19 protein-coding genes and 2 pseudogenes are annotated in these 24,974 nt (G+C 58.0%); 9 read left to right on the top strand and 12 right to left on the bottom strand.

Annotated elements, in window-relative coordinates:
* Positions 1-225 precede the first annotated feature (225 nt).
* Positions 226-1,269: a MerR family transcriptional regulator gene (locus tag Q2B33_RS08990; protein ID WP_300563736.1), complete on the top strand. Its 1,044-nt coding sequence runs from the start codon at positions 226-228 to the stop codon at positions 1,267-1,269.
* A gap of 157 nt (positions 1,270-1,426) precedes the next feature.
* On the opposite strand, the gene Q2B33_RS08995 is transcribed toward Q2B33_RS08990, so the two are convergent.
* Together Q2B33_RS08995 and Q2B33_RS09000 are read right to left on the bottom strand one after the other, a co-directional pair.
* Positions 1,427-2,794: a serine hydrolase gene (locus Q2B33_RS08995; protein WP_300563738.1), complete on the bottom strand. Its 1,368-nt coding sequence runs from the start codon at positions 2,792-2,794 to the stop codon at positions 1,427-1,429.
* Positions 2,795-3,349: 555 nt separating this feature from the next.
* Entirely contained in the window at positions 3,350-4,084 is a 735-nt protein-coding gene (locus tag Q2B33_RS09000; protein WP_300563740.1) for a hypothetical protein, read from the bottom strand.
* A 402-nt stretch (positions 4,085-4,486) separates the two neighbouring features.
* Here Q2B33_RS09000 and Q2B33_RS24710 point away from each other — a divergent pair, with 402 nt between their 5' ends.
* Positions 4,487-4,969 (top strand): helix-turn-helix transcriptional regulator, encoded by a 483-nt coding sequence (locus tag Q2B33_RS24710; RefSeq protein WP_369124243.1) that lies wholly within the window; start codon positions 4,487-4,489, stop codon positions 4,967-4,969.
* Here the strand turns inward: Q2B33_RS24710 and Q2B33_RS09005 are convergent.
* The 3 genes and pseudogenes from Q2B33_RS09005 to Q2B33_RS09015 form a co-directional block, all read right to left on the bottom strand.
* A pseudogene (locus tag Q2B33_RS09005) lies at positions 4,866-5,402 on the bottom strand (radical SAM protein); the annotation flags it as partial. The gene Q2B33_RS24710 and the pseudogene Q2B33_RS09005 sit on opposite strands and share 104 nt — an antisense overlap.
* Positions 5,311-5,910, bottom strand: a complete 600-nt coding sequence (locus Q2B33_RS09010) for a GNAT family protein (protein ID WP_330684662.1) — start codon at positions 5,908-5,910, stop codon at positions 5,311-5,313. The gene Q2B33_RS09010 and the pseudogene Q2B33_RS09005, both read right to left, overlap by 92 nt.
* On the bottom strand, positions 5,907-6,959 hold the full coding sequence (locus tag Q2B33_RS09015; protein WP_300563742.1) for a GDSL-type esterase/lipase family protein: 1,053 nt from the start codon (positions 6,957-6,959) through the stop codon (positions 5,907-5,909). The genes Q2B33_RS09010 and Q2B33_RS09015 overlap by 4 nt, the downstream gene beginning before the upstream one ends.
* A gap of 238 nt (positions 6,960-7,197) precedes the next feature.
* Between Q2B33_RS09015 and amrA the strand changes: the two genes are divergently transcribed.
* Both amrA and Q2B33_RS09025 read left to right on the top strand, forming a co-directional pair.
* Positions 7,198-8,580: an AmmeMemoRadiSam system protein A gene (amrA, locus tag Q2B33_RS09020; protein WP_300563744.1), complete on the top strand. Its 1,383-nt coding sequence runs from the start codon at positions 7,198-7,200 to the stop codon at positions 8,578-8,580.
* Between the two features lie 52 nt (positions 8,581-8,632).
* On the top strand, positions 8,633-8,890 hold the full coding sequence (locus tag Q2B33_RS09025; RefSeq protein ID WP_300563746.1) for a TfoX/Sxy family DNA transformation protein: 258 nt from the start codon (positions 8,633-8,635) through the stop codon (positions 8,888-8,890).
* Positions 8,891-8,918: 28 nt separating this feature from the next.
* Here Q2B33_RS09025 and amrS read toward each other — a convergent pair whose 3' ends face one another.
* From amrS to Q2B33_RS09045, 4 genes are all read right to left on the bottom strand, one after another.
* Positions 8,919-9,761 (bottom strand): AmmeMemoRadiSam system radical SAM enzyme, encoded by an 843-nt coding sequence (gene amrS / locus Q2B33_RS09030; protein ID WP_300563765.1) that lies wholly within the window; start codon positions 9,759-9,761, stop codon positions 8,919-8,921.
* A 65-nt stretch (positions 9,762-9,826) separates the two neighbouring features.
* Complete coding sequence (locus Q2B33_RS09035) at positions 9,827-11,185, bottom strand: MATE family efflux transporter (RefSeq protein WP_300832598.1); 1,359 nt, start codon at positions 11,183-11,185, stop codon at positions 9,827-9,829.
* Positions 11,186-11,742: 557 nt separating this feature from the next.
* Positions 11,743-13,629, bottom strand: a complete 1,887-nt coding sequence (locus tag Q2B33_RS09040) for an ABC transporter ATP-binding protein (protein ID WP_300563750.1) — start codon at positions 13,627-13,629, stop codon at positions 11,743-11,745.
* Positions 13,626-15,707, bottom strand: a complete 2,082-nt coding sequence (locus tag Q2B33_RS09045) for an ABC transporter ATP-binding protein (RefSeq protein WP_300563752.1) — start codon at positions 15,705-15,707, stop codon at positions 13,626-13,628. Before Q2B33_RS09045 ends, Q2B33_RS09040 begins: the two co-directional genes overlap by 4 nt.
* 599 nt (positions 15,708-16,306) lie before the next feature.
* On the opposite strand from Q2B33_RS09045, the gene Q2B33_RS09050 reads away from it, so the two are divergent.
* Positions 16,307-17,134 (top strand): DegV family protein, encoded by an 828-nt coding sequence (locus Q2B33_RS09050; RefSeq protein WP_300563754.1) that lies wholly within the window; start codon positions 16,307-16,309, stop codon positions 17,132-17,134.
* A 338-nt stretch (positions 17,135-17,472) separates the two neighbouring features.
* Positions 17,473-18,459, top strand: coding sequence for a diaminopimelate dehydrogenase (locus tag Q2B33_RS09055; protein ID WP_300563756.1), 987 nt, complete (start codon positions 17,473-17,475; stop codon positions 18,457-18,459).
* Positions 18,460-18,536: 77 nt separating this feature from the next.
* On the opposite strand, the pseudogene Q2B33_RS24715 reads toward Q2B33_RS09055, so the two are convergent.
* Positions 18,537-18,650: pseudogene (locus Q2B33_RS24715) on the bottom strand (N-acetylmuramoyl-L-alanine amidase); the annotation flags it as partial.
* Between the two features lie 328 nt (positions 18,651-18,978).
* Between Q2B33_RS24715 and Q2B33_RS09065 the strand changes: the two are divergent.
* Together Q2B33_RS09065 and Q2B33_RS09070 are read left to right on the top strand one after the other, a co-directional pair.
* Positions 18,979-20,160 carry an ATP-binding protein gene (locus tag Q2B33_RS09065; RefSeq protein ID WP_300795010.1) on the top strand — a complete coding sequence of 394 codons (1,182 nt, stop codon included), beginning with the start codon at positions 18,979-18,981 and terminating at the stop codon, positions 20,158-20,160.
* A 5-nt stretch (positions 20,161-20,165) separates the two neighbouring features.
* Entirely contained in the window at positions 20,166-20,909 is a 744-nt protein-coding gene (locus tag Q2B33_RS09070; RefSeq protein ID WP_300783338.1) for a hypothetical protein, read from the top strand.
* Between the two features lie 100 nt (positions 20,910-21,009).
* Here the strand turns inward: Q2B33_RS09070 and Q2B33_RS09075 are convergent, their stop codons facing one another.
* The gene (locus Q2B33_RS09075; RefSeq protein WP_300774156.1) at positions 21,010-21,732 is read right to left on the bottom strand and encodes an N-acetylmuramoyl-L-alanine amidase; all 723 of its coding nucleotides are present in this window, start codon (positions 21,730-21,732) and stop codon (positions 21,010-21,012) included.
* A gap of 177 nt (positions 21,733-21,909) precedes the next feature.
* Here Q2B33_RS09075 and Q2B33_RS09080 point away from each other — a divergent pair, with 177 nt between their 5' ends.
* Positions 21,910-23,040 (top strand): hypothetical protein, encoded by a 1,131-nt coding sequence (locus Q2B33_RS09080; RefSeq protein ID WP_300783331.1) that lies wholly within the window; start codon positions 21,910-21,912, stop codon positions 23,038-23,040.
* 88 nt (positions 23,041-23,128) lie between these two features.
* Here the strand turns inward: Q2B33_RS09080 and Q2B33_RS09085 are convergent, their stop codons facing one another.
* Positions 23,129-24,835, bottom strand: a complete 1,707-nt coding sequence (locus tag Q2B33_RS09085) for a glycosyl hydrolase family 18 protein (protein WP_300783329.1) — start codon at positions 24,833-24,835, stop codon at positions 23,129-23,131.
* Positions 24,836-24,974 lie beyond the last annotated feature (139 nt).

The raw sequence follows: 24,974 nt of genomic DNA on the forward strand, positions 1-24,974 counted from the left end.
CCCTTTTATTTTTAGTCTGCTCCCTCCCTCTGCCAATAATAATTATACACTAACGATGCCGCATTTTCTGACAATACGCACATTTAAGCATATGGAAACCCCATCCTGAAAAAAATTTCAAAAACAGATTGACTCTGCCGTTAGGGAAGCGTTTATACTATTATCATAGGAACCGTGCAGAAAGATCCATACCATACAGAACAGAAACCACAAAGGAGCAAAGCCATGGATGATTACATCAAGATCAGGGAAGTGACGGCCAGATACAACATCTCGGCCCGGACCCTTCGCTACTACGAAGACGTAGGCCTGATACAGAGTGCCCGCAGCAGCGACTATGCCTACAGGCTCTACGACCAGGAAGCCATCCACCGCCTGGAGCAGATCCTGATCCTGCGCAGGCTGAACATCATTATCAAGGACATCCAGCGCATCTTCGGCACCTCCAGCTCCGAGACCGTCCTGGAGGTGCTAAGCAAAAAGGTGCAGGACATCGAGACGGAGGTCTCCCTGCTCCAGGAGCTGAAGGAGATCGTCCTGACCTTCATCCGGCAGATCGAGCAGGCCGACTTCAGCAAGGAGGCCGATGTGAGGCTGCTCTATGAGAAAGCCAGGGATATCCGGGCCCAGATTGCGAATGTGGGCTACAGCGGCAACCCAGGGACGGTGAACCGTCTGCTGGAGGTCACGGAGAAGCTGGACAGAAAGGTGCCTGACATCATGATCGTCAAGATTCCCCCTTTCCGGGCGGTGACATCGGGCCGGTTGAGCTTCGAGGAGCTGTTCGGGGGCGGGTTCGGCCCATGGCAGGAAGCCCATAACCACCTGTTCAGGCCCGTGCTGTTCGACGCCCCCGACTTCCTGTGCGGAACGGGCGACAAGGCCGAATGGTTCTGGGCCGTGAAGGACGAGGTGACCCAGGCCGACACCGCCCCCTGGGAAATCGTCCAATGCCCCGGCGGCCTGTACGCGGCGGCAGTCAGCATAGACGGCGATGGGGAGAGCCATGACCATGTCAGACGCAAGACGGAAAAATGGCTGGAAGACACAGGATTCGTCATGGACGACAGCCGGGAATTGATGGGGCATATGGTCTATGTGGACGAGGAAATCAAAGAGGGGCTTGGGTATGAACAGATGGTGCTGTATGCGCCTGTGAAATTAAAGCGGGAAGCCTCCCTGGAATCAAATACCCCGCTGCAAGCAACGGGGCATCAAGCTTGCAACGCTGCAGAGCAGAAAGTGTCCTTCGGACACTTTGGTATTTGACCCTCGCGGCATTCGCCAACTGGCCGTGCAGGCACGGCCGCCTGACTCATTGCTCGCGGGAATAAACTGGCCGAAATCCCCAAAGCGGGGCCGCCCGTCGCTGCTTCCCCAAGCATGGATGTGCGGCCCCTTCCATATCATTTTACTGCATCGCTTCCTACCGTCCCGTCAGGCACTCTCCCTCAGGCCCCTCCGGCTCCGCAAAGGACATGCGCAGGCCCTCGCCGCCTGCCTCGATCTCCCAGCGCTGGGTATGGGGGCTGGTGCGGAAACGGACCAGGAGCACGATCTTCCCCTCTTCCTCCCCGCAGGACACCGCCATGACCAGCCGCTCCCTATCTTCCCCTGGATGATGTCCCCCAAGGGCGGGCTGCACATACCGCATGTCGCACTGGTTCACTGTCCAACAGCCCGTTTTCGCCTCCACGGTCTGGATGCTGCGCCCATCGTCGAAGGACAGATGTACCCTGTCCCCTCCCGACCTGATCCAAAGGCTGCCGAACCGCATGGGGTTCTCGTCCAGGCGGTAGCTCCTGTCGATCTCCGGAAGCCGCCCTCCCTCAGGAAGCGGCGGGAAAGCATGCACCTTCCCCTCCCCTGCGCCGCCGTCCATGGCCTCCAGCAGCCCGAAGACACCGTCCATCTCCTTCTGCATATCGGCACAGAAAGCCTGCACGGCCACGAACATGTCCCGCTCCGGCAGAATCACCAAAAGCTGCCCGAAGGCGCCGTCCCCCCGATAGCCTCCCCTGCTGTTGATCCAGAGCTGGTAGCCGTAGCCGCTGCACCAGTCCGGCGTTCCGTTGCCGGAATTGTCGGACACATAGGAGGACGCCTCCCGGATCCAGGCCTCGGACAGGATGCGCCTGCCCTGATAGACGCCGCCGCTTAAGTACATCTGTCCCAGCTTGACGATATCGTCGCTGCAGACATGGAGCCCCGCGCCGCCCACGCACCTGCCGTCGGCGCAGCGCCTCCAGGAGATGTCCGTCATCCCCATGGGATAGAACAGGTTCTCGCAGGCGTACTGGAAAAAGTCCCTGCCGGACACCTTCTCTATCACCGACACCAGCATGCAGCTCGCGCCCGTGTTGTATGTAAAATGGGTCCCGGGCTCATACACAGGCTCCACGCCGAAGAACGCCTCCGCGGAATCCGGTGCCACGATCATCTCCGGAATGACACATCTGTCATGTCCTGTGTTCATGGAGAGGAGGTGGCGCACCGTGATATGGGACATCTTCTCCGAAGCCCCTTCCCTGCCGAAGATATCCACCAGCCTGTCCTGCACCCGCAACAGTCCCTGCCCCACCGCGATGCCCACCACCGTGGAGGTGAACATCTTGCTCAGGGAATACACCTCCCTGGAGTCCCTGCAGGAGTAGGGCTCCTGTGCCAGGCGAAGGAGCCGGCGCTCCCCGCGGTAGATCTGCATGGTGTGCACCTCAATCTTATTTTCCTCCATAAATGTGAAGAAACCATCCAAAGCCTTCCCGTCCACTGTCGAATCCACGAACCATTCCATTTGCCCATCCTCCTCTTTTTTACAATACACTCTCGGAATCTCCAGGCTGCATGCCACGCGACTTTCCGAAGCTCCTCCGGACCGATTCCCCCACGCTCCAGGTGCTGTCCAACCCCCATGCCGGATTCCGTCTCCAAAGCTTCCGAACGCCTATTACATATGCTCTCCGAGTCTCCAGGCCGCATATCTCACGGCTTTCCCAATCTCCTCTGAGCCGATTCCCCCACTGTTCCAGGCGCTGTCCGACTCCCATGCCGGATTCCGTCCCCAAAAATTCCGAGCGCCTGTCTACGCAGGATCGCCGGAATACGCCAATCTGTCCATGGGGAACATATATGGCGGGCGGTCTTTCAGCCCTTCCTCTATGGAAATCCGCAAAGGAAATCCGCAAAACGCCCCCTGCCTAAAGCATACAGCCACGGAACGGATCCGGAATATCCGGCCAGGCCGCCCGGCGGCAGGAGCATCCCCCTTTTGCGCCACCCCCTGATGCTTCTATCATAATATAATGCAGCGCTCTTTGCAACTGCTTTTCACTGTTCTCCGGCCCTTCTGTCACAGCGGTCCTCGCCCCGCATCCGGCCTCATTCCGGCCTCTGACCGGATTCCCTGCCTGACCGGCTCCTCGGCCCGGCCGGCTTCACTGCCTGGCCGCTCCTCGGCCTGAGCGGATTCCCCTCCCTCTCCGGCTCCCAGCAGCAGCCCCCATCCGGCATCCGGTTTCACCTTCCACCTCCCCCCCTCAGGGCAAAACGCCAGAGCGTCCTTCCCGTCCCAGTCCAGGGGCAGCCGTATGCTGATCAGCTCCACGGTGCCGGAAAACCCCTCATAGTCCACCATGATGTAATTCCCGCCGCTCTTCAGGCGAAGCTCCGTCTCAAAGCGCCCCTCCTCGTCCGCCGCAAGCTCCACAACCTCCTCGTTCATCCGGATTCTCACCGTGGCCTGTCCCTCCTCGGCCAGTATCCGCCCGTACACCTGCAGCCTGCGGGTCTCGATGGAGCCGCCGCCGAACACCACGTCCCTTCCCGTGCTTCCCTGGCACTGCGCTTCATAGTTGCCCACATAGGCATCGTCATGGCATACCCGCTGTCCCAACAGCTCCTCGTCCGCCGTTATCTGCGAGGCGCCCAGCACCCCGACCACATTGTCGGCGATTTTCAGCCACTCCCAGGAATTCACCCTGCGGAAGCCGCAGCCCGTCAGCGAAAACGCAATGCAGCACAGGAGCACCGCCCTCACCCATCTATTCGTCCGTCTCTTCCCACATCTATCCATGCATCTCTTCATCCAAGACACCTCCCCAATCCTTCCTGTATCTGATGCCATTTATACCATGCATTATACAGGACAGCCCGATGCCCCGACATCGAATCAGGTGACATTTCCGCCGCCCGGGGTGACATTTTTGTAAGACGCCCGCCAGATAATTCGGTCAACACTATCCCCTTCCTCCAGCCGAAACGGCGGCTGAAACGCCATTGATTTATCTGGCTGGCGGCGATATAATAATGCCAGCGCAAACCTATCCGAACTCCGGGGGAAATGTGGAGAAAACTGCCCTTTCATATCCTATAATGGTCACAGAGAGGAGGGATTGTATGGATCTGCTTCAAGAGATGAACCAGGTGATCGCATATTATAGAAGAAAATCTGACAGGACGGATACGGCATGAAACCCCTGCCCGAATGATGGGCTGTTCCGTCTATGAATTCTCAAGGATTTTCTCATTTCTGACAGGCATGTCGCTTTCGGAGCATATCCGTCGCAGAAGGCTTGCCCAGGCCGTCTTTGACCTGCAGAACAGCAATGAAAAAATCGTGGATATCGCCCTGAAAGACGGCTATGAGTCACCCACCACCTTCACCAGGGCATTTAGGGGGCTTCACGGCGTTACCCCTTCCAGTGTCCGGAAGATGTCCGTCTCACTGAAGACTTATCCGCCAATCACTTTTCTACTAACAGTCAAAGGAGTGACCGGTATGGAATTTCGAATCGAGAAAAAAGAATGTTTTCAAATCATGGGCCTGTCTGGCTATGACACTGCAGAATGCGGGCCAGGCTTAAGACCGCGATCCACCGGGCTTCCTCCTCCATCTCGTCCTCCCCGTCGTTCTCTCCCGGCACGATCAGCGTGGTCAGCTCCACATGGCAGTCTGCCGATGCCCTTGTGATAAACCGCTTCACCGTCTCCAGATCCCCGCCAAGCTTCCGGTAATACCCCTCCCGGAACCCCTTCAGGTCGATGTTCATGGCATCGCTATAGGGCAGGAGCTCCTCCAGCACCTCCAGGGAGACCGTGCCGTTGGTCACCAGCACATTCTCCATGCTGTACTCCCTGACCAGCCTGGTGGTGTCCCGGACATATCCCCATCCCACCAGCGGCTCATTGTAGGTAAAAGCCACGCCGATGTTCCCGGCTTTCTTGCGCTCCTTCCACTCCAGCGCCGTGTCCGCCAGCAGCTTTGGCGGTACATACATCCCGCCGGCCTCCTCCCTGCCGCCCATGGAAATTTCATGGTTCTGGCAGAAAGGGCAGCGCAGGTTGCAGCCGTAGCTCCCCACGGACAGGGCATTCGCGCCCGGGCGGAAGTTCCGTAAGCATTCTGGCATAGATATAGCTGTCAAAGCGCACGTCCATATGATATTTGCTGAATTCTGCCCGCCTCTCCACGGCAAACCCGAATTTCCGCAGCAGGGCATTGGACGCAAGGTTCCCCACCGCCACCTCTGCCGTCACCTTCTCTCCGCCCCTGGCCCTGATCCACTCCAGCGCCAGCCCAAGGGCTTCGCTGCCATAGCCGCTTTTCCAGTACTTCCTGTGGATGCAGTAGCCGATATCATACACTTTTTCCCTTTCATCGGGAAACATGCAGAAAGACCCCACCGATTCCCCTGTGTCCGCAAGCTCGATGACAAGATAATATCCCAGCTCGCTCTCCCCGAGGGTGTCCAGCGCTTTCTGATAAGCCTGGTCCACATACTCCGCGGTAGGATCGCTCATATATTTCCCGTTTTCTTCATGGAACCACATGCCCGTCAGAAACTCCAGGTCGGACTTCTCATAATTGCGGACAAGAATCCGCTCCCCCCGCATGGGGCTGTCTATCCTCATAAGTCTTCCTCCTCCCAGCCCGGAATCCGAAGCGTCCGGATATAGGCCGCAAGCTCCCCGGCCATCTCCTCCGCCTCCGGTATCCGCAGATGCCCCGGGGTGCCGGAGCCATTGCGCCTGAACGTATATTTCGTGATTCCCTCGTCCTGCAGGCCCGTCACCGCTTCCTCTATGGCCCTGTCCCAGGATGGGTCGTGCCCCAGAATCGTGGTGCAGCAGATGATTGTAGCCTCAGGGTAGATCCCCCGCAGCTTCCTCAGGAAAGCACTGTAGCGCGCCCGCCATTCCACGGCCCTGGCACCGTCATAGTCCTCTTTCATATAATCCTCCGGATGGGCATCGTTCTGGCCCACCGCCACCACCACTACCTGAGGCGTGTAGGCTTTGAAATCCCAAGGCACCGCAGGGCCGAAGACAGGGTTGTAGCGCAGCTTGTCCCAGGCGGTCTCCATGCCGATGGCCTCCGGCTCATTGAACCAGCCCGTCCCGTCCAGCAGGGCGATCCCGCCCTGGGCGATGTCGTGTATCTGGGCATCCAGCTTCCTGGCTGTCATCCAGGCGTAGGAGTACCAGCCGTTGGAATATTCCCCATTGTGGACAGGGTCCGGTTTCCCCATGTATTCCACAGCCTCCGACACTTCTCCCGCGGACACGGAATCGCCGTACACCTCCATTCTTCGCTTCGGGTTCTGTCTGGCGGGAAGCAGGCGTTCCCCCTCCCCGATCTCCAGCCCCAGAAAGACCAGCTCGTGGCAGGCATCCTGGCGCTTGAACAGCAGGAATTCATGTTCTCCGCTACTTTCTATCGGAATTTCGCATTCCGCCGTCCCGTTCTCCGGAAGCCGCAGGAAGGTCTGCTCTCCGTCCAGAAGATATCCCAGGTAATTGTCCCAGTAGGCATGGCGGTTCCCCACATGCACCTTCAGCACCTGGCCGGTAAACCTGGCCGACACGCTGGTACAGGGAAAGATGAACACAGGGGCACGTCTGTGGCTCCAGTCGATTCTGCCGCTGTAGACCAGCAGGGGATTGTCCGGTGTTATTCTCATTTTGTCTTCCTCCCTTGAAGGGCATCGCAAATTGCTCTCTCCTAACTAGTCTACCATAAATCACCCGCCATGTACATCTAAAAAATTGCCCCTGCCGCAAACAGCAGGGATAACCGGCATTCCATCCGAAAATCCCGAACCTGCTGGCCGTTGCTTTTTGTAACCATATCGTTTAGAATAGTATCTATACGAACTCAATAGAATCCGGAACAGCGCAGGCGCAAGAAAGGAGCATTCTATGGCAATCCTGGCAGGCTTCATGGTCCCCCACCCGCCCCTGATCGTACCCGACGTGGGGCAGGGGCAGGAAGAGGCCATCAAGAACACAATCGAATCCTACAAAACCGTGGCGGAGGAAATCGGGCGGCTGCAGCCGGAGACCATCGTGCTCCTCTCCCCCCATCAGACCATGTACGCCGACTATTTCCATATCTCTCCGGGGCGCAGCGCCAGGGGGGACTTCGGGCGGTTCGGGGCGCCCCAGGTGCGCATGGAGGTCTCCTATGACACGGCCTTCGCCGAGCGGCTGGCCGCGGAAGCCGGAGTCCGCGGAATCCAGGCCGGCACGCTGGGGGAGCGGGAGCGGAAGCTGGACCACGGCACCATGGTCCCCCTGTATTTCGTGAACCAATATCTGACGGAATACCGTCTGGTCAGAATCGGCCTGTCGGGTTTCCCTCTGACGGCCCACTACCGCCTGGGGCAGTGCATCCGGGAGACGGCCCAGGCCCTGGACAGGCGCGCCGTGATAATCGCCAGCGGCGACCTGTCACACCGCCTGAAGGAGGACGGCCCCTACGGCTATCAGGAGGAGGGGCCCAGGTACGATGCCCGGATCATGGACGTCATGGCCAGGGCCGCTTTCGGGGAGCTTTTGGAATTTTCCGAGGATTTTTGCGAGAAAGCCGCTGAATGCGGGCACCGCTCCTTCACCATCCTGGCCGGGGCTTTCCACCGGACCGCCGTGGAGGCGCGGAAGCTTTCCTATGAGGGGCCTTTCGGCGTGGGATACGGCATCTGCGGGTATAAGGCCCTGGGCCCTGACGGAACCCGCGATTTCCTGGAACAGCATGAGGAAAAGGAGAATGCCAGACTCCGGGCCCTCCGGGAAAAGGAAGACCCTTATGTCCGCCTGGCCCGGCAGACTATTCAGGAATATCTGCGGACAGGCAGGCAGATCGCCCCGCCCCAGGGCCTGCCCCCGGAGCTTTACGGCACCCGGGCCGGGGCCTTCGTGTCCCTGAAGGAGGACGGGCGGCTCCGGGGCTGCATCGGCACCATCCAGGCCACGAAAGACAGCCTGGCGGAGGAAATCATCGCCAATGCCGTCAGCGCCTGCTCCAGGGACCCCAGGTTCCCCCCGGTGGAGGCCTGGGAGGCAGACCGCCTCACCATCAGCGTGGACGTGCTGGGGGAGACGGAGCCTGTCACATCCCCTGAAGAGCTGGACGCGGGCCGGTATGGGGTCATCGTGACGAAAGGCTTAAAACGGGGCCTGCTGCTGCCCAACCTGGAGGGCGTGGACACCGTGGAGCAGCAGATCGCCATCGCGAAGCAGAAAGCGGGCATCCGGGAGGGAGAGGCGGTGGCGCTGGAGCGGTTCGAGGTGGTGCGGCATTGACAGGCTGCGGCGCTGTCAGGCGGCTCAGGGCGAAGGGAGACAGGAGAAAGACATGGCAGAATTGACATCCATGATGAATATCGGCAGGGAGATGGCCAAAAAGCTGGATGCTGTGGGCATTGGTTCGCCGGAGGAATTGATCCGTTCGGGCGCGGAGCAGGCTTTCCTGAAATTGAAGGTAAGGTATCCGAATGTCTGCCTGGTCCATTTATATGCGCTGGAAGGCGCGGTCCGCAATGTGGAGTTCAACAGCCTTCCGGAGGACAGGAAAAGGGAGCTGAAGGAGTTCAGTGATTTTTTGAAAGCCTGACCGTAGTAAATGGATGCGGCTATGAACATCACACATTCCCCAGATACACATGCTCCAAATACCTCCCCGCGATACCCGCAAGGCGGCGCAGCGCCCCCACGTCCGTAGGCCCTCTGTCCCTCATGCGGTACTGGGGGAAGAAGCGGGTGATATGGAGCGGGATTTCCCTGCTTAAGCCCGCAATCCACCGGGCTTCCTCCTCCATCTCCTCCTCGCCGTCATTTTCTCCCGGCACGATAAGCGTAGTCAGCTCCACATGGCAGTTCGACGACGCCCTTGCAATAAACCGCTTCACCGTCTCCAAATCCCCGCCAAGCTTCCTGTAATAATCCTCCCGGAACCCCTTCAGGTCGATGTTCATGGCATCCATCCAGGGCAGGAGCTCCTCCAGCACCTCCAGGGAGGCCGTGCCGTTGGTCACCAGCACGTTCTCCATGCCGTACTCCCTGACCAGCCTGGCGGTGTCCCGGACATATTCCCAGCCCACCAGCGGCTCATTGTAGGTAAAAGCCACGCCGATGTTCCCGGCCTTCTTGCGCTCCTTCCACTCCAGCGCCGTGTCCGCCAGCAGCTTTGGCGGTACGTACATCCCGCCGGCCTCCTCCCTGCCGCCCATGGAAATCTCATGGTTCTGGCAGAAAGGGCAGCGCAGATTGCAGCCGTAGCTCCCCACGGACAGGACATTCGCGCCCGGGCGGAAATTCTGTAGCGGCTTCTTTTCGATGGGATCTAGCGCCATAGAGGTAATCTGGCCGTAATTCTCACAGACGATTTCCCCGCCCTCATTTTTCCTGGCGCCGCAGAGCCCCGTCTGGCCGGGGGCAAGACTGCAATGATGCATACAAACCTGACAAGTCCTTTTTTCCGTCATCTTCTCCGTCACCTTTCCACGCTCCTCTCCCGCTCCCGCCTTTCAGGACCGGCCCGCCGCTGCTGCTACCGCTTCTCCGCCGCCCTGTCGAACCCGTGCACCCAGTCGCAGCGCAGGTAATAGAACAGGTAAATCACGGAGCTGATCCCCCATGTCAGCGGGTAGGCCCAGTAGATATACCCGATCTCATTGGTCAGCGTTACGACTACAAATATGTAGCTGATACGGATCACGCACCACACCGCCAGCATGACGCACATGGGCACGAAGGCCTTCCCCGCTCCCCTGCACACCGCCGCCACCGCGTGGGAAAAGGCCAGCAGGCAGAAGAACAGCGACACCGTCCGGGCCTGGCGCACGCCCAGCTCGATGACCCCCGGCGTCTGGTCAAAGAATCCGATCAGCTTCGGTGCGAAGATATAGCAGCAGACCCCGATGGCCTCCGCCAGGGCCATCGCCGCCAGAATGCTGAACCGTGCGCCTTTCTTCGCCCTGTCGTACTGTCTGGCTCCCAGGTTCTGGCTGATGAAGGTGGTGCTGGCCATGTTGAAGCTGGTGATGGGCAGGAACGCGAAGCCCTCGATCTTGGCATGGGTGCCGTAAGCCGCCATGGCCAGCTTGCCGAAGGAGTTGATCTGGGACTGGACGATCACGTTGGCAAAGGCGATGACGGAGTTCTGCACCCCGGAGGGCAGGCCGTTTCGGACGATTTCCCTGAGCATGTCCCCGTGGAAGCGGATCCTGCGCCACTCCACGGTGAACACGTTCCCTTTTTTCATCAGATGGATCATGCACAGCACCACGCTGCCCGCCTGGGAGATCACCGTGGCCACAGCCGCGGACCACACGCCCCAGCGCAGCACCGCCAGGAACACCACATCCAGCACCACGTTCATCACCGAGGAGACAATCAGGTAATACAGGGGCCTGCGGCTGTCCCCCAGAGCGTTCATGATGCTGCGGCAGACATTGTACAGCACCAGCGCCAGGGAGCCCAGGAAATAATACCGGAAATAGGAGATGGCCTCCGGCAGCACCTCCGGATCCGTCTGCATCCACACCAGGAACGTAGGGGTGAACGCCACTCCCACCACCGTCAGCAGCGCCCCCGCCGCCAGGCCGAAGGCCAGCACCGTATGGACCGCCCGGGAGACCTGGTCCCCGTCCCCCGCCCCGAAGTACCGGGAGATCACCACGCCGGCTCCCATGGCGATCCCGGCGAAAAAGCTGATCATAAGGAAAATCAGCGTCCCCGACGAGGTCACCGCCGCCAGGGCGTTGGTGCCGAGATACCTGCCCACGATAAAGGCATCCGCCGTGTTGTAGAGCTGCTGGAACACCTGGCTCAAAAAGATGGGCAGCGCGAAGCCCAGCATCAGGGAGTAGGGGTTCCCCTTGGTCATGTCTTTTGTTTGATGGATCATTGTCTTTTGTTTTTCATCTCGTTCATCTGTCATCTTTTCCGCTCTCTGTTCTTTCTGTTTGTTCGAATTTCGCACCGGACATCTTAATTATACTACAAAACCACAAAGTATTCCTTATATTTTGGATATTTGGCGAAACTTTTGGTCAATCAGTACCGCTAAGCGGTATCCATGTGAAATAATGAAAATTTTGTCGGTGGCTTTTGTCGGCGGCAAAACAAATATGATATGAACCCAGTTTAGGACCCGAACCCGCATTTATACTGCGCTCCGGTTAAATTTGCAGCGCGACCCGACTGTATAGCTTCAGAAGACCAGATTTGCAGCACAACCCGACTGCAGACCGCCAGCCAGGTACTTTCCCGGGGACGCCACTGTAAATCCTGGCGGTCTGCAGTATAGCTTCGGAAGACCAGTCAAGGCCGGGCTGAAAGCCCTGTTCCTTTCAGCCTTGACCGGAATTCCGTAAGCAACCTATCATGAGCTAAGATATCTTGCGCTAAGCCAAACCTCCCTCCGTATTCTGCCGGAACTCCCCCGGCATGTACATCACAAAATCAGGTATAATACTTCGCCTGTGCATTCCACAGTTGGCTGTACTTCCCGTCCCCGGCCGCCAGCAGCTCCTCATGGGTTCCGGTCTGCACCGCCTCTCCTGCCTCCATGACGACTATCCTGTCGCACATCCGGCAGGAGGACATCCTGTGGCTGACGAACAGCACGGTCTTCCCCTCCGCGAGCTTCCCGAAATTCTCGTATATCTCATGCTCCGCATAAGGGTCCAGCGCGGCGGTGGGCTCGTCCAGCACCATGATGCCTGCGTCCTTGTAGACGGCCCTGGCGATGGCCAGCTTCTGGGCCTCCCCGCCGGAGATGTCCACGCCCTCCTCGTCGAAGTCATGGAACAGAGGCTGCGAGATTCCTTTCGGGTATCCGGCCACCAGCCCCGAAAGCCCGACCTTCTCCAGCGCCGCCAGCACGCGCTCTCCCTCATACTCTCTGGAGCCGGCCACATTCTCCGCCAGAGAGAACGCGAACAGGGAGAAATCCTGGAACACCGCCGCCAGATATCCCATGTATTCCCCGTAATCGTAATCCCAGATATCCCGGCCGTTCAGCAGGATGCTGCCCGAGGCGGGGCGGTACAGCCTGCACAAAAGCTTGACCAGCGTGGTCTTCCCCGAGCCGTTCTCCCCCACGATGACAGTCTTCTCCCCTGCGCACAGCCGCAGGTTCACGTCCTTCAGCGCGTAAGCATCGCTGTCGGGATACCGGAAACTGACATTTTGGAAAACGATATCGCAGCCGGATCCTCCACCGCCGTCAGGCTTCCCTGCCACAAAGCTTTTCTGCCCCTCCGACATCCCCCGCACTCCCCCGCTTTCCCGGGCCTCCGGCAGGTCCATATACCGGAAATACCGCAGCAGGTGCTCATTGTTGTTCCGCAGGTCCGTCAGGATCTCCGCCATCCTGGCCGCAGCCTCGATCAGCCGCGTCACCGCGCTGTACAGCAGAATGACGCTGCCGCAGCCCACGGCGCCCTCCATGGCCCCCCGTCCGACGGCAAGGTACACCGCGCAGCCGCAGACGATGGAGCAGCCCAGCTTGACGCCGTCATACCGGCTTGCGGCATTGTACTCCCGCTCCTTCCCCTCCGCCAGCCGCTCATAGCACTTCGTCTGGCATTGGTCCAAAATCATCCTCTCCTGGCTGTAGATCCTGGCGTCCATGGCCGCGTCCTCGTCCGGCAGATAATTCATATGATAATAATCCCCGTATCTGGCATACCGGGCCCCTTTCAGGAACAGCTCAAAGGTCACGTCAAAGCGTTTCCCCGTCATCCGGCAGGCCACAAAGGAGCTGAACCCCGCCAGCGCAGCCAGACCCGCCAGGCCAAAGCTCCCGCCCGCCCTGTCCGCGGGCAGCATCCCGGCCAGGGACGTGACCAGTATCACGGCTCCCATCCCCGCTGTGAAGAGATTCGTCCAGACCACGTCCATGTCCCAGTACAGGCTGGCCATCCCCGCGCCGGACAGACCGATCGCGCCGGACACCTCATCCCGCAGCCGCCTGGTACTGTCCCGCTCCAACAGCTCGTAGGGCAGGGCATAAGCCTTGCCTGTCAGGCCGATCTCATGGGAGGCGAAGAGCCTCCGATACCCTGCGTCGATGCGGCAGTCCTCATAATTCCTCCACAGGGACAGCGCCAGTATCAGTCCCGCCCCCAGGATGGCGTACAGGAACAGCCTGCCCCTGTCAGGGCTTACGGTGAGCCCGTTAAGCAGAACCGCCGTCACAGCCGTCTCCAGAAACGGAATCCCGGCTATCAATATGCTCCTGACCATCACATGCCCCATCTGTCCCGGCAGGATGCGCCCGAACTCCCGGATGCCCCGGCGGACGATTCCCATGTCCTGTCTCAATGTCCTTCCGTTTTTCCTCATCTGTCCTCTCCTCCCTCCCGGCCATACGTCTGATCGGTATCGCCTTCTTTCCTTCCGGCAAAAGGCGCGTCCTCTGCGCCGCATCCAGCTGCGGAAATCCGCTCCTGATCCCTGTAATATCGGCTCTGTACCCGGAACATGTCCGCGTATCTCCCGTTCTTCTCCATCAGCTCCAGATGGCTGCCGCTCTCCGCGATCCTGCCCTCCTCTATAAAGAGGATCCTGTCGCAGAACCTGGTGGAAGCCAGCCTGTGGGAGACGAAGACCGAGGTCTTCCCCTCTGTCAGCTCCCCGTATTTCTCATAAATCTCACTCTCCGCTTTTGGATCCAGGACCGCCGTGGGCTCATCCAGCAGCAGCACCGGAGCGGCCTTGTACAGCGCCCGGGCCAGCAGCAGCCGCTGTTCCTGCCCGCCGGACAGCTCTGTGCCCTCCTCGGATATCTGCCCCACCAGGCCGGTCTCCTCCCCCGCCGGCAGGGACTTCACCTTCTCCTCCAGCCCTGCTGCCCGGATGGCCTCCCACATGGCATCCTTATCCTCCCGCTCCCGCACGTCCAGCATCACGTTCCGGGCCACGCTCACCGGAAGTATCCGGGAATGCTGGAACACCGCGGAAAAATGTCCGTAGAGCTCCTCCTTGGGAATGGACCGGATGTCCCGGCCGTCCATGAGAATCCGCCCCCGGTCCGGCTCCAGCATGCCGCAGAGGAGCTTCACCAAGGTGGACTTCCCGGCACCGTTGCGCCCCACGATGGCCAGCCGCTCCCCGGCACGAATCGTGAGGTCCAGGTTCCGGAATATGGGAACCTTCCGCTCCTCTCCGTCCTCCCATTTCCGGTAGGAAAAAGATATGTCTTCCAATATAAAAGATACGGCCCTCCCGGTTCCGCCGGGCTTCCCCGTGCCTTTCCCGTGCGAAGCGGGACTGCCCGGCTTTGTTCCGGCGCACTCCGGCAGCACCTCCCACTTCGGTCCATCCCAGTCCGCAGCGCACTCCGGCATCTCGCCGCCCTCCCGGCTGACAGCGCCTGACGCCAAATCCGCTCCTTCCGCGGTCCCATCCTCCGGCAGCGCCAGGAACCCGTAGAAATCCCGCACGAAATTCTCCGCCTCCCGGAAGCCGGAGACCGCCTCCGACAGCTTCGTCAGCCACATCCCGATTCCCGCAATCGCGCCGAAATACAGGGAGAAGTCCCCCACGGTCATGCCGCCCTCCAGATACCGCTCTATCAGGAACAGGCAGGCCAGCCCGTTCCTGACGAATATCAGCAGGGCCGTGATTCCCGCCCGGAGGAACTGCCATCTCAGCACCTTCGCCTCCACCGCGTTCTTCCCCCGGATTACCTCCTCTGTGATTTCCTTCAGCATTCCGGTCATGGAGAAGATGCGGATGTCCTTGGCCTCCTTCATGCCCCTGGTGCCGTAGGCGATATAGTTCAGCCGTCTGTCGGCCCTGGCCTTTTCCTCCTTGAATCCCTGCTTCCTCTCCTCTATCCAGATGCCGGCAGCCATCTCGACCAGGAAGAACAGCCCCAGAAACACCAGAATGGCCGGATGGAGCGTGCCCACGATGGCGCAGTACGCCGCCAGCCCGGCCCCGGCCTCCAGCAGGGCGGCCTCCTTCCCCGGAAGCTCCACCACGCCCCAGTTTGGGCTGGCGATGGCCGCTCTGGCCTTCTCCATGCCGATCTTCCCCTGCTTCGAGCAGAAGACTCCGTAATCCAGGCGCAGCATCTTCCTCTCCCAGAGGGCGTTCAGCCTGCGGAACAGGAATGTCTGGGAGCATTTCTCAATCTCATTGTGGAACACCAGGTTCAGCACGGCGGCCGCGGCAAGCCCCGCCCCCACCCGGAGGACGGCGGCCGCAAACGGCGCGAACCCTGCGCCGCCTGTCACTGCGTCCAGCACGATTTTGGGCAGCAGCAGGAGCAAAAGGGACTGTGAGACCTGTGACAGACATGCCAGAAGGGGCAGCGCGATGCTGTACCTTCTGTACCGATACATTTGACCGTGCAGGAATTTCAGACCCTCCATTCCCGCAGGGTGATTTTTATTTCCATATTTCTTTCTGTTCATATGAGTTCCTTTCCTGTTTTTCATTTCCTATTCTGTGATGGGGCAGGAGCGCTTCCTCCCGTACCCTGGAAGCCCCACACTGTTCCGCAGCGGGCTTCCACAGATCCGGACAGCAAAAAGGCAGGGAATCCCCCTGCCTGGCCAGCGTACATGAAGGTACACGAAAAGAACCTCTTCAGGTACTGCCATTCACTGCCTGTGGGGAAGAATCAGAATAAGCAATGGACTCCGCACACAAATAGGATTCCATCGCCGCAAATAAAAATAAGTACGCCAAACAAAGCGGTCTCCCGCCCCCTGTTCCGGTGTGGCATATTTATTTGCGCATTCTTCCACAGGCAAAAATCAACATGACAAGTACCTCTTTTTTTGTTTATTATAGCCTTTGGAACAGAGGCTCGTCAAGGGAAAACTGCCCTAAAGCATGACATTTTCCGCGGTACGCTTTTGCGGCAGTTATCCGTAAAGCTGTGAAATATATATAAAATCACTTGCGAAAGTCCGCCGGGCATAGTAGGATATAGGAAGGATCGGGGCGCGTAAGACAAAAGCTCCGCCAAAGCGTTCATTGTCAAAGCAAAAAGTAAAGGATGATTCGTATGAAAGAATATGTGATTTTTACAGACGGCGATGTAGACCTCCCCTCTCCCTATGAAAAAGAGGTATCTCTGCTGCCTCAATATTACTATTTCGATGAAAACATGATATACGGAGACGAGCAGGTCCTGTCCAGGGAAGCGTTTTTCGAGCAGCTGCGCAGCCGCAGGGCCTACACCGCCGGAGTGAATCCCGATTTCACCCGCAGGCGCTTCGAAGAGGTCCTGGGGGCGGGGAAGGACGTGCTGTGCATCGCCGTCTCCTCCGCCTTGAGCGGCTCCTACAGCACGATCTGCATGGTGGCCGACGAGCTGCGGCCCCTGTATCCCGAATCCAGGATAGAAGTGATCGACTCCCTCAGCGCCACCCTGGGCAGCGGGTTCCTCTGCGTGGATGCCATCGAGATGAGGGGCAGAGGGGTGCCCCTTGCGGAAACGGCTGAGGAGATCCGCAGACGGGTGGGCCTGATCGATGTCTACTTTGTGGTGGACGATTTCAAATATCTGGTCCAGGGCGGCAGGGTCTCCCCCAGCGTAGGCAAAATCGGGGATATCCTGGACATCAAGGTGACCCTCACCATCACGGAAGGGCGCATCGTGCCCTACAAAAAGAACCGGGGCCTCAACGCGGCCCTCCGCAATATCCAGCAGATCTCCCAGTCCAGGGAAACCGCCAGGCTGGGCTCCATCTATGTGGGCAACGAAGCGCTTTTCGAGAAATGCAGCTCCCTTGTGCAGAGTAGCTGCCGTGCCTCCCTGAACCTGATCGTGTCCTCCCATGTGGGCCCCAATGCCACAGGAATCGCCATAGAGTGGGCCGGGAAAGCATAGGCCCTCCCATTTCCATACCGCTGTCCCCGTCCGCTGCCCCGGCAGGCTGTCTTTCAGTGGCCTGTCCGGATTACGGCGCAGATGGGGCCGGCTGTATTTTTCCGCTTTTTGCGCTGCGACAGCCTGTCCGGACAAGCCCCACCGGCTTCCCCGGCAGCCCGAAGGAAACTGGCGGCCCCATGAAAGGTCCCTGAAAGCGCCTCCCGGGCAGCGAAATATATAACACATCTGTCATGTCCGGCCCGGGGAATGACTTGCACAAACGCCATGAAGCGTATATAATAAGGGACGTAAAAAGACAACACAGCGCAAAGAGCGCCAACGGGAAAGGAGACATCATGGCTATCAGAATCGGTATTTTAGGTTACGGCAATCTGGGACGGGGCGTGGAATGCGCCATCCGCCAGAATCCGGATATGGAATTGAAGGCAGTGTTCACAAGGAGGAATCCTGGGGAGGTAAAAATCCTCACACAGACGGCGCAGGTCTGCCATGTGGACGAAGCGGCCCGGTGGACGGACAGGCTGGACGTGATGGTCCTCTGCGGCGGCAGCGCCACGGATCTGCCCGCGCAGACACCGGAGTACGCAAGGCTCTTCAATGTGGTGGACAGCTTCGACACCCACGCGAAGATTCCGGAGCATTTCGCCAACGTGGACGCAGCGGCAAGGGAGGGCGGGAAGACTGCCGTCATCTCCGTGGGCTGGGATCCCGGCATGTTCTCCCTGAACAGGATGTATGCCAGCGCCATCCTCCCCCAGGGCAGGGACTACACCTTCTGGGGCAGGGGCGTCAGCCAGGGCCACTCCGATGCCATCCGCCGGATTGCAGGCGTGAAGGATGCCAAGCAGTACACCATCCCCGTGGCGGACGCCCTGGAGGCGGTGCGGGCCGGGAAGGATCCGGAGCTGACCACCCGCCAGAAGCACACCCGGGAATGCTACGTGGTGCCCCAGGAGGGGGCGGATTTGGCGAAAATCGAAGAAGAAATCAAGACCATGCCCAACTACTTTGCAGACTACGACACCACCGTCCACTTCATCAGCGAGGAAGAGCTGAAAAGGGACCACAGCGGCATCCCCCACGGAGGCTTCGTGCTGCGCAGCGGCTCCACGGGCTGGGAGCAGGAGCACCGCCACCTGATCGAATACAGCTTAAAGCTGGACTCCAATCCGGAATTCACCGCCAGCGTCCTCGTCGCCTACGCGCGGGCCGCTTACCGCCTGTCCGGGGAGGGAGCCCACGGCTGCAAGACTGTCTTCGACATCGCCCCCGCCTATCTGAGCGCCAGGAGCGGAGAGGAGCTGCGTGCGGCCCTCCTGTAATCGCCAGACTGTCAAGAGCCTGCGTCCCACTGCAGCGCCCGGGTAGTCCGCCATCAAAATAGGGGCCGTATAAGCCCCTATTTCTCATTCTCGTTCAAATATTCCAGAATCCCCATATGTATGGCCCAGGCCACCCGCTGCTGGTATTCCGTCGTACAGAGTTTCTCCGCCTCGGCACTGTTGGAAAAAAACCGCACTCGGATTCAGCTCCTAATAGGCAGACTTTACATTACAATGGGTAATCTACTAATAAAATGCACTTGCTTCATTTAATGTTTACAGAATAAGTCAACACCCCCGCTGCAAGCAACGGGGTATCAAGCTTGCAGCGCTGCAAAGCTGAAAGTGTCCTGCGGGCACTTTGGTATGTGACCCTCTCGGCATTCGCCAAATGGATGCCGGCGCATCCGCCTGGCTCATTGCCCTCGGGAATCAATTAAACGGATTAAAAATCAATAAAAAGGTTTAATTCGGTTAAAAATATGGTATAATGGATAAAACGGATAAGGAGGTACGCATATGGGACTCAGAGCAGAAGATGTCTTCCGCCCCGGGGCATTTCCGGAATACACCTATATATCGAGAAAATCTGCCATTTCCGACCTGCCCTATGAATTCCGGCTGATGCAGGCCATCAAGGTATCCGGCTTCCTGACCTCCCTGGTAGGCCCTTCCAAAATGGGGAAGACCATTCTATGCGAAAAAGTCATTGGATTCGAACATATCGTGGAGATTTCCGGAGCAGACTTCGATGAGGATACGGACTTCTGGAAGCTGGTCTCTGCCAAAGCCGGGCTTGCATATGAAGGCCAGTTTGCATCCGAAAAGCAGATTCCCAGCACCAGCGATAAATATACCAAAAAGGAAACCTTCTCCCTGACCAAAGATAAGATTATAGAATATTACAGGGCAAACGATCTGGTTCTGGTCATAGACGACTTCCACTATGCCCCGGAGGGAAAACGGATGCAGATCGCACAGCAGCTCAAAGATGCCATCCGCAGGGGATTTAAAGCCATTGTGGTCTCCCTTCCTCACCGGGCAGACGAGGCGATTCGGCAGAATGCGGACCTTTCCGGCCGCTTAAGCCTAATCAACATGGATCCCTGGGAAGTAGACGATTTAAAGGAGATTGCGAAGCTGGGGTTTGGAAAGCTGAACATTTCCATTGAGGATTCCATTGCAGCGCAGATTGCCGTAGAAAGCCTTTCCTCTCCTCAGCTGATGCAGTATATCTGTCTGAACATCTGCACCATGCTGGAAATGTCCGGGAAAGAAAAACGACAGGTCTGTCAGGAAATCCTGGAGACCGCCTACCACTACACCACTGCAAACTTTGAATACGGAGATGTGGTGTCTCTGATGCAAAAAGGGCCGAGCACACGCGGTAAAAGCCGGAACACATTCCGGACTGTCAATGGAGAGCAACACGACATTTATGAGCTGATCGTAAAATCTATTGCAGAAAATCCTCCCATTATGAAGTCGGAATTTGAGGATGTGAAAGAGCGCATCTACCGCCTACTTGCAGACGACAGCAAAAAACCGTCCCCACAGATGCTCCGGGAAAGCCTGGCAAAGCTGAAAGAATTACTGTATGGGCGGGAAGATATTTTTAAGGTACTTGACTGGAAAGAAGGGAGCCTCTATATTCTCGATCCTCTGTTCCTGTTCTATCTGCGATGGGGAGGCGCACGGTGACAACAATGTTTATCGGTACAGGTACAAGCATAACGAGTATACCGAATGCCGTCATGCGGCTGAAAAATATAAAAGACGGTCCGGAATTTTCCGCTTTTTTGACTGACTTGAGAAATTTTTTTAAAACACTGGAAACCGCTCCGCAATGCCTGATGGAGTTGGAGCAGCGGGCGTACTACGTGGTAAATGAATATTCTGACAAAGAGACAATGCGCAATCTGGATGCTGCAAGGAATCGGGTCATTGCATATCTTGAACAGACCATGACCGCTTCCCCTGCAGATGACCGCCTGCTCACCATACTTGATAACTACTATCTTTTTCTGGAAGCTCTTCTGGAGCGTCCGCCCCACAGGCGTGGCGGCATCCAGAATGAACAACTGTCAGGGCTGAAAATCCAGAATGAATACGATGTCCAACACCTGCTGTATGCCTATCTGAAACCCCTGTATCCGCTGGCAAGGGCCGAAGCCAGCGAGGATACCGGCTATGGCACAGTCCGGGCAGATATCCTTCTGGATTCCGAGCATGTCATTGAAGTAAAGTGCACCCGATGCAGCATGCCACAAAAGAAGTTGATAGAAGAAATAGAAGCAGATATGGTGCATTACCATGCGGAGCACCTCTATTTCTTTATTTATGATAAGGAAAAAATCATTCAGAATCCCCAACTGTTCCGCAATATCTATGAAAACAAAGTAAAAGGGAAACAAATACATATCGTTATCCATCAGCCTAAAATACTATAAAAGCCTTTCTGCGGAGAGGGGTATCAGCTACCGAACGAGTCTGTCCTGAAAAGACATCCTTAATAATGCTCTCCGCAGAATGTTTTACGAGCTCTCCTGCCTATTTCTCATTCTCGTTCAAATATTCCAGAATCCCCATATGTATGGCCCAGGCCACCCGCTGCTGGTACTCCGGCATACAGAGCTTCTCAGCCTCGGCGCTGTTGGAGAGGAAGCCGCACTCCACGATGACGATAGGCACCCCCGTCTTCTTCAGCAGGTAATAACTGTCGTTGGCCTTGACCTGACGCTTGTTCTCCGGATCCGCGCTTTCCACCAGCCGCCTCTGGATGCCCTCCGCCAGCCGCTGGCCCTGGGCGCTTCCCGTGTAGTAGAACACCTGCGCCCCGTGGACATATTCCTCCGGATAGCTGTTCTGGTGGATGCTCACGGTCAGTGCAGGCGCTTCCTCTTCGATCAGGGCGATCCGCCGCTTCATGTCCTGGACCTTCTTGTTGGGGGCATCCGCATCGTTCAGCCCCTCGTCCGACTCCCTGGTCATCACCACCTCCACATCGCTCATCTCCAGGTACTGCTTCACCAGCCGGGCGATCTCCAGGTTCACGTCCTTCTCATTGGCTCCGTTGATCCCCACCTTGCCGGGATCGTCGCCCCCGTGTCCGGCATCGATGACCACCCGCCGCCCCTTCTCCTCCTGGGCCTCCACATTGCTGCCCGCCACGTAAGCCGCCGCCTCCCGCCCCAGGTAAGCCAAGGAGGCCAGCAGCAGCAGGGTAAGAGCCGCCGACAGCAGCCTGTCCCGCCGTTTCTTTCTGTCTGTCATATTCCCTGTTCCCACGCAAATCTTTGTACTATTTATATTCCTGACATCTTTTTTCCATTCCACTTCTTAAATTTTATTTAAATTTCGGAAAAAGGATTGCGCTCCCTCCCCGCCTCAGTTAATATGAAAGTAGACATAACAGAATGAATGTCGCATCAGGAAAAGGAGGTAATAGCTATGAAGTTTTATCAGAAAGCAAAAAAGTTCCTCACGATTTTAGCTGCCGTCGCCATCCTCATGGTGGTGCCCGGCCTCTGTTCCATAGAGGCGTCCGCGGATGGCCCTGTCACATACGCGGTGAAGTATGTACCCGGCAGCAGAGACTGGCGCTACCAGGCCAATGTGTCCGCCTTCGATGACAATGCGCCCCACAGGGAGCTCTACTATCTGCTCCAGGAGCTGAAGGACGGCGACCTTGTCGTAGTCTATAACGACAGCCCTTCCGTCCCCGACCTGAACCTGGGCACCAGACGCCTCAGCAATCTCACCGTCACCGGCACCAGCTCCTTTGTGGTGATCTACTGCGGCGACGTCGATAACTGCTACCTGCTGAACGGCGCCGCCTGCTCCGTCAACGCCAATGTCACCAATGCCTATGTATATGATACCGTACTCTGCAATTTCAACAAAAATGTGGGGGAACTGTATGTCTATCCCCAGGATGCCATGACTGCCACCATCGGATGCAGCGGCACGGTAGACCACCTGTATGCCGTCTCCCGCACCACGGGAAAGACTTATTACAATTTTTACAGCTTCCAAGCAGGCTCCCTGGGCATCAAGGACGGCATCCTGACCACGGCCAGCGGCAGATATTCCACGGCCCCCAATCCCGCCAGCGTCACCGTGACCAGGGAGAATTTCGACTATGTCCGCTACGCCAACGACTACCCTGACGTGAAGGCAGCCCTGGGGCTGAATGCCGCCGCCCTCTACGGGCACTACACCACCTATGGCATCAAAGAGGGCCGGATCGCCTATGCAGTCGCCAATCCGGGCGCGGGTGCGGGCACAGCCACGGGCGAGGCCACCAGCGCGTCGGAGTTCAACTACATCCGCTACGCGGACAAGAACCCTGACCTGAAGGCAGCCTTCGGCTATGACGCAAAGGCGCTCTACAAGCATTACACCACCTTCGGCAGCTCGGAGAACCGAGGCAGCTATTCCATCTACGACACCTTCGACTACACCCGCTATGCCGACGACCATGCCGACCTGAAAGCCGCTTTCGGCTATGACGCAAAGGCGCTCTTCCGGCATTACGCAACCTATGGCATCTCGGAGGGAAGGGGCAATTACTTCAAATAAATGACGGCTGGAATAACCGGCGGAAAATGCCATGAAAAAAGCTGTGCAGGCCATCCTGCACAGCTTTTTCGTATCCGCATCTCCCAAATCATGAATTCACATATGCGCTCACCAGATCCCACACCTGCTCCGTCCCGTAGCCCAGCCGCCAAACCGCCACACCGCCTATATTCTTGGCCTTCATCACGTTGAGCTTCACCGAGATGGATTCCGCGTCCTCCACCCAGATCTGATAGGTCACGTTCCCGCTCTGCCACTCCGCGTAGTTCTGGCAGGTCTCCTCGTCCCAGGCGGGCTGCACGTTCATCCGCTGCAGGTAATCCGCCACATTGGCCAGGGTGATGTACTGGTCCGACACCTCGGCCCCCTCCGTCTGCCACAGTATGGTATAGAAGGGCAGGGCGTTCACCACCTTTTCGGCGGGCACCTGCTCCTCCTGGAGCGTCCTGTCCAGCCCGTTGGACACATAGTCTATGCTGGCCACGCTCCCCGGGTCCCCGCTGCCGTGCCAGTGCTCGTCATACCCCATGATGATTACATAGTCGGCCACCCGTCCCTGGATGTCCAGCCTGTAGTGATTGTTGAAATTGAAGGGCACATAGCTGTCCACCGACAGGACCAGCCCGCTCTCCCTGCACAGCACCGAGAGCTCCTTCAGGAACTGCGCGTAATGCTCCCCGCACTCCTGGGGCAGGCCCTCATAGTCCAGGTTGATGCCGTCCAGCCCCAGCCCCAGGGAGGTGTCCACCATGTTCCGCGCCAACTGCTGCCTCTTTGTGGTGGAGGAGAGCACCTGGTAGGTGCTGATGTCCTCGCCCGTCTCGTTCTTATAGTTGAAGTTGTCCCAGACCCCCCATACCTGGAGGCCGTATCCGTGGGCCCGCTCCACATACCCGCTGTCCGCGAAGGAGCGGAAGCCCCCCTCATTGTCGTTCAGGCTGAACCACGTGGGCGCGATCACATTGATGCCCTTCCCCTCCGCCACCATGGCGTCCAGCGTCTCGTTCCCGGCCTCTCCGCCGATGGCGTGGAAGCCGAGGCTCACCTTCCCCGGCAGGGACAGCGAGGTGTATTCCGCCGGCACATAGTCCGTGACAGGCACCTCCACCTCTGTGGACTCATTGTCCAGGCGCTTGTTCTCCACATAGCCGATCAGGGAGTCGGAGGTCTTCACCTCGCTCCAGGTCTCCATCCGGTTCAGCAGCTCTACCTTCTCCCCCTTCTCCAGCTCCCGCAGGATCGGGCTCTTGATGCCGCCCAGGGTGCGCACCTGGGTATCCTTCACCACCTCCAGCATCTGCTTCTCCCCCCACTGGGTGTACATCTGGATATGCCTGTCGAACCTCTCGTAGGAAAAGTTCGTGAACAGCCTCACGTACTCCGCCGCCACATAGACCTTCTCCCCCTCCAGGAGACAGGTGGCGTACACCGTGGGGTGGCTGCCGCCTTTGTCCGAGTATTCCCTGGCCCCGAACGCAGTGGCCACAGTGTCCTGCGCGGTGGTGTACAGGAGCTTCTGTTCCGCCGCGTCCACATAAAAGCCCTCATTCAGATATTTCTTCATGGTATCTATGTCAAAATATACCGCGTCCTCCCGAAGCAGCGCCTTCTCCTCCACCATCCCGTCCTGCAGGACGATGGCCAGCTCCCCCTGGGCCACCCCGAAATACTGGTCCAGGTCCGCCAGCTCCTTGCTGTAGGTATACTTGTCCAGGATCATCCCTCCGAATCCTACCAGAGCGACTATCAGGATCAATGCCAGCGCTACGATTACCGGTATTATTCTCTTCTTCATTTTCAGTCCAGCCCTTTCTCCCAGAATAGATGCATGGTTCCCAAAAGACTTATCCATCATATCATATTTGGCCCCCTAAGTCATTACCAAATTTTCCATAAATCGCCATAATCGTCAGGCCGTTCCCCCGCTTCCCCTT

Source organism: uncultured Acetatifactor sp., assembly GCF_948601915.1.
Taxonomy (GTDB): Bacteria; Bacillota; Clostridia; order Lachnospirales; family Lachnospiraceae; genus Acetatifactor.

Coding starts and splice junctions, on each gene's coding strand:
- Q2B33_RS09045 (WP_300563752.1), bottom strand. CDS start 15,707: ATGAACAGAAAGAAATATGGAAATAAAAATCACCCTGCGGGAATGGAG.
- amrS (WP_300563765.1), bottom strand. CDS start 9,761: ATGACGGAAAAAAGGACTTGTCAGGTTTGTATGCATCATTGCAGTCTT.
- Q2B33_RS08995 (WP_300563738.1), bottom strand. CDS start 2,794: ATGGAATGGTTCGTGGATTCGACAGTGGACGGGAAGGCTTTGGATGGT.
- Q2B33_RS09050 (WP_300563754.1), top strand. CDS start 16,307: ATGAAAGAATATGTGATTTTTACAGACGGCGATGTAGACCTCCCCTCT.
- Q2B33_RS09035 (WP_300832598.1), bottom strand. CDS start 11,185: ATGATCCATCAAACAAAAGACATGACCAAGGGGAACCCCTACTCCCTG.
- Q2B33_RS09055 (WP_300563756.1), top strand. CDS start 17,473: ATGGCTATCAGAATCGGTATTTTAGGTTACGGCAATCTGGGACGGGGC.
- Q2B33_RS09015 (WP_300563742.1), bottom strand. CDS start 6,959: ATGAGAATAACACCGGACAATCCCCTGCTGGTCTACAGCGGCAGAATC.
- Q2B33_RS09075 (WP_300774156.1), bottom strand. CDS start 21,732: ATGACAGACAGAAAGAAACGGCGGGACAGGCTGCTGTCGGCGGCTCTT.
- amrA (WP_300563744.1), top strand. CDS start 7,198: ATGGCAATCCTGGCAGGCTTCATGGTCCCCCACCCGCCCCTGATCGTA.
- Q2B33_RS09070 (WP_300783338.1), top strand. CDS start 20,166: ATGTTTATCGGTACAGGTACAAGCATAACGAGTATACCGAATGCCGTC.
- Q2B33_RS09040 (WP_300563750.1), bottom strand. CDS start 13,629: ATGAGGAAAAACGGAAGGACATTGAGACAGGACATGGGAATCGTCCGC.
- Q2B33_RS09085 (WP_300783329.1), bottom strand. CDS start 24,835: ATGAAGAAGAGAATAATACCGGTAATCGTAGCGCTGGCATTGATCCTG.
- Q2B33_RS09065 (WP_300795010.1), top strand. CDS start 18,979: ATGGGACTCAGAGCAGAAGATGTCTTCCGCCCCGGGGCATTTCCGGAA.
- Q2B33_RS09025 (WP_300563746.1), top strand. CDS start 8,633: ATGGCAGAATTGACATCCATGATGAATATCGGCAGGGAGATGGCCAAA.
- Q2B33_RS09080 (WP_300783331.1), top strand. CDS start 21,910: ATGAAGTTTTATCAGAAAGCAAAAAAGTTCCTCACGATTTTAGCTGCC.
- Q2B33_RS09000 (WP_300563740.1), bottom strand. CDS start 4,084: ATGAAGAGATGCATGGATAGATGTGGGAAGAGACGGACGAATAGATGG.
- Q2B33_RS09010 (WP_330684662.1), bottom strand. CDS start 5,910: ATGAGGATAGACAGCCCCATGCGGGGGGAGCGGATTCTTGTCCGCAAT.
- Q2B33_RS24710 (WP_369124243.1), top strand. CDS start 4,487: ATGGGCTGTTCCGTCTATGAATTCTCAAGGATTTTCTCATTTCTGACA.
- Q2B33_RS08990 (WP_300563736.1), top strand. CDS start 226: ATGGATGATTACATCAAGATCAGGGAAGTGACGGCCAGATACAACATC.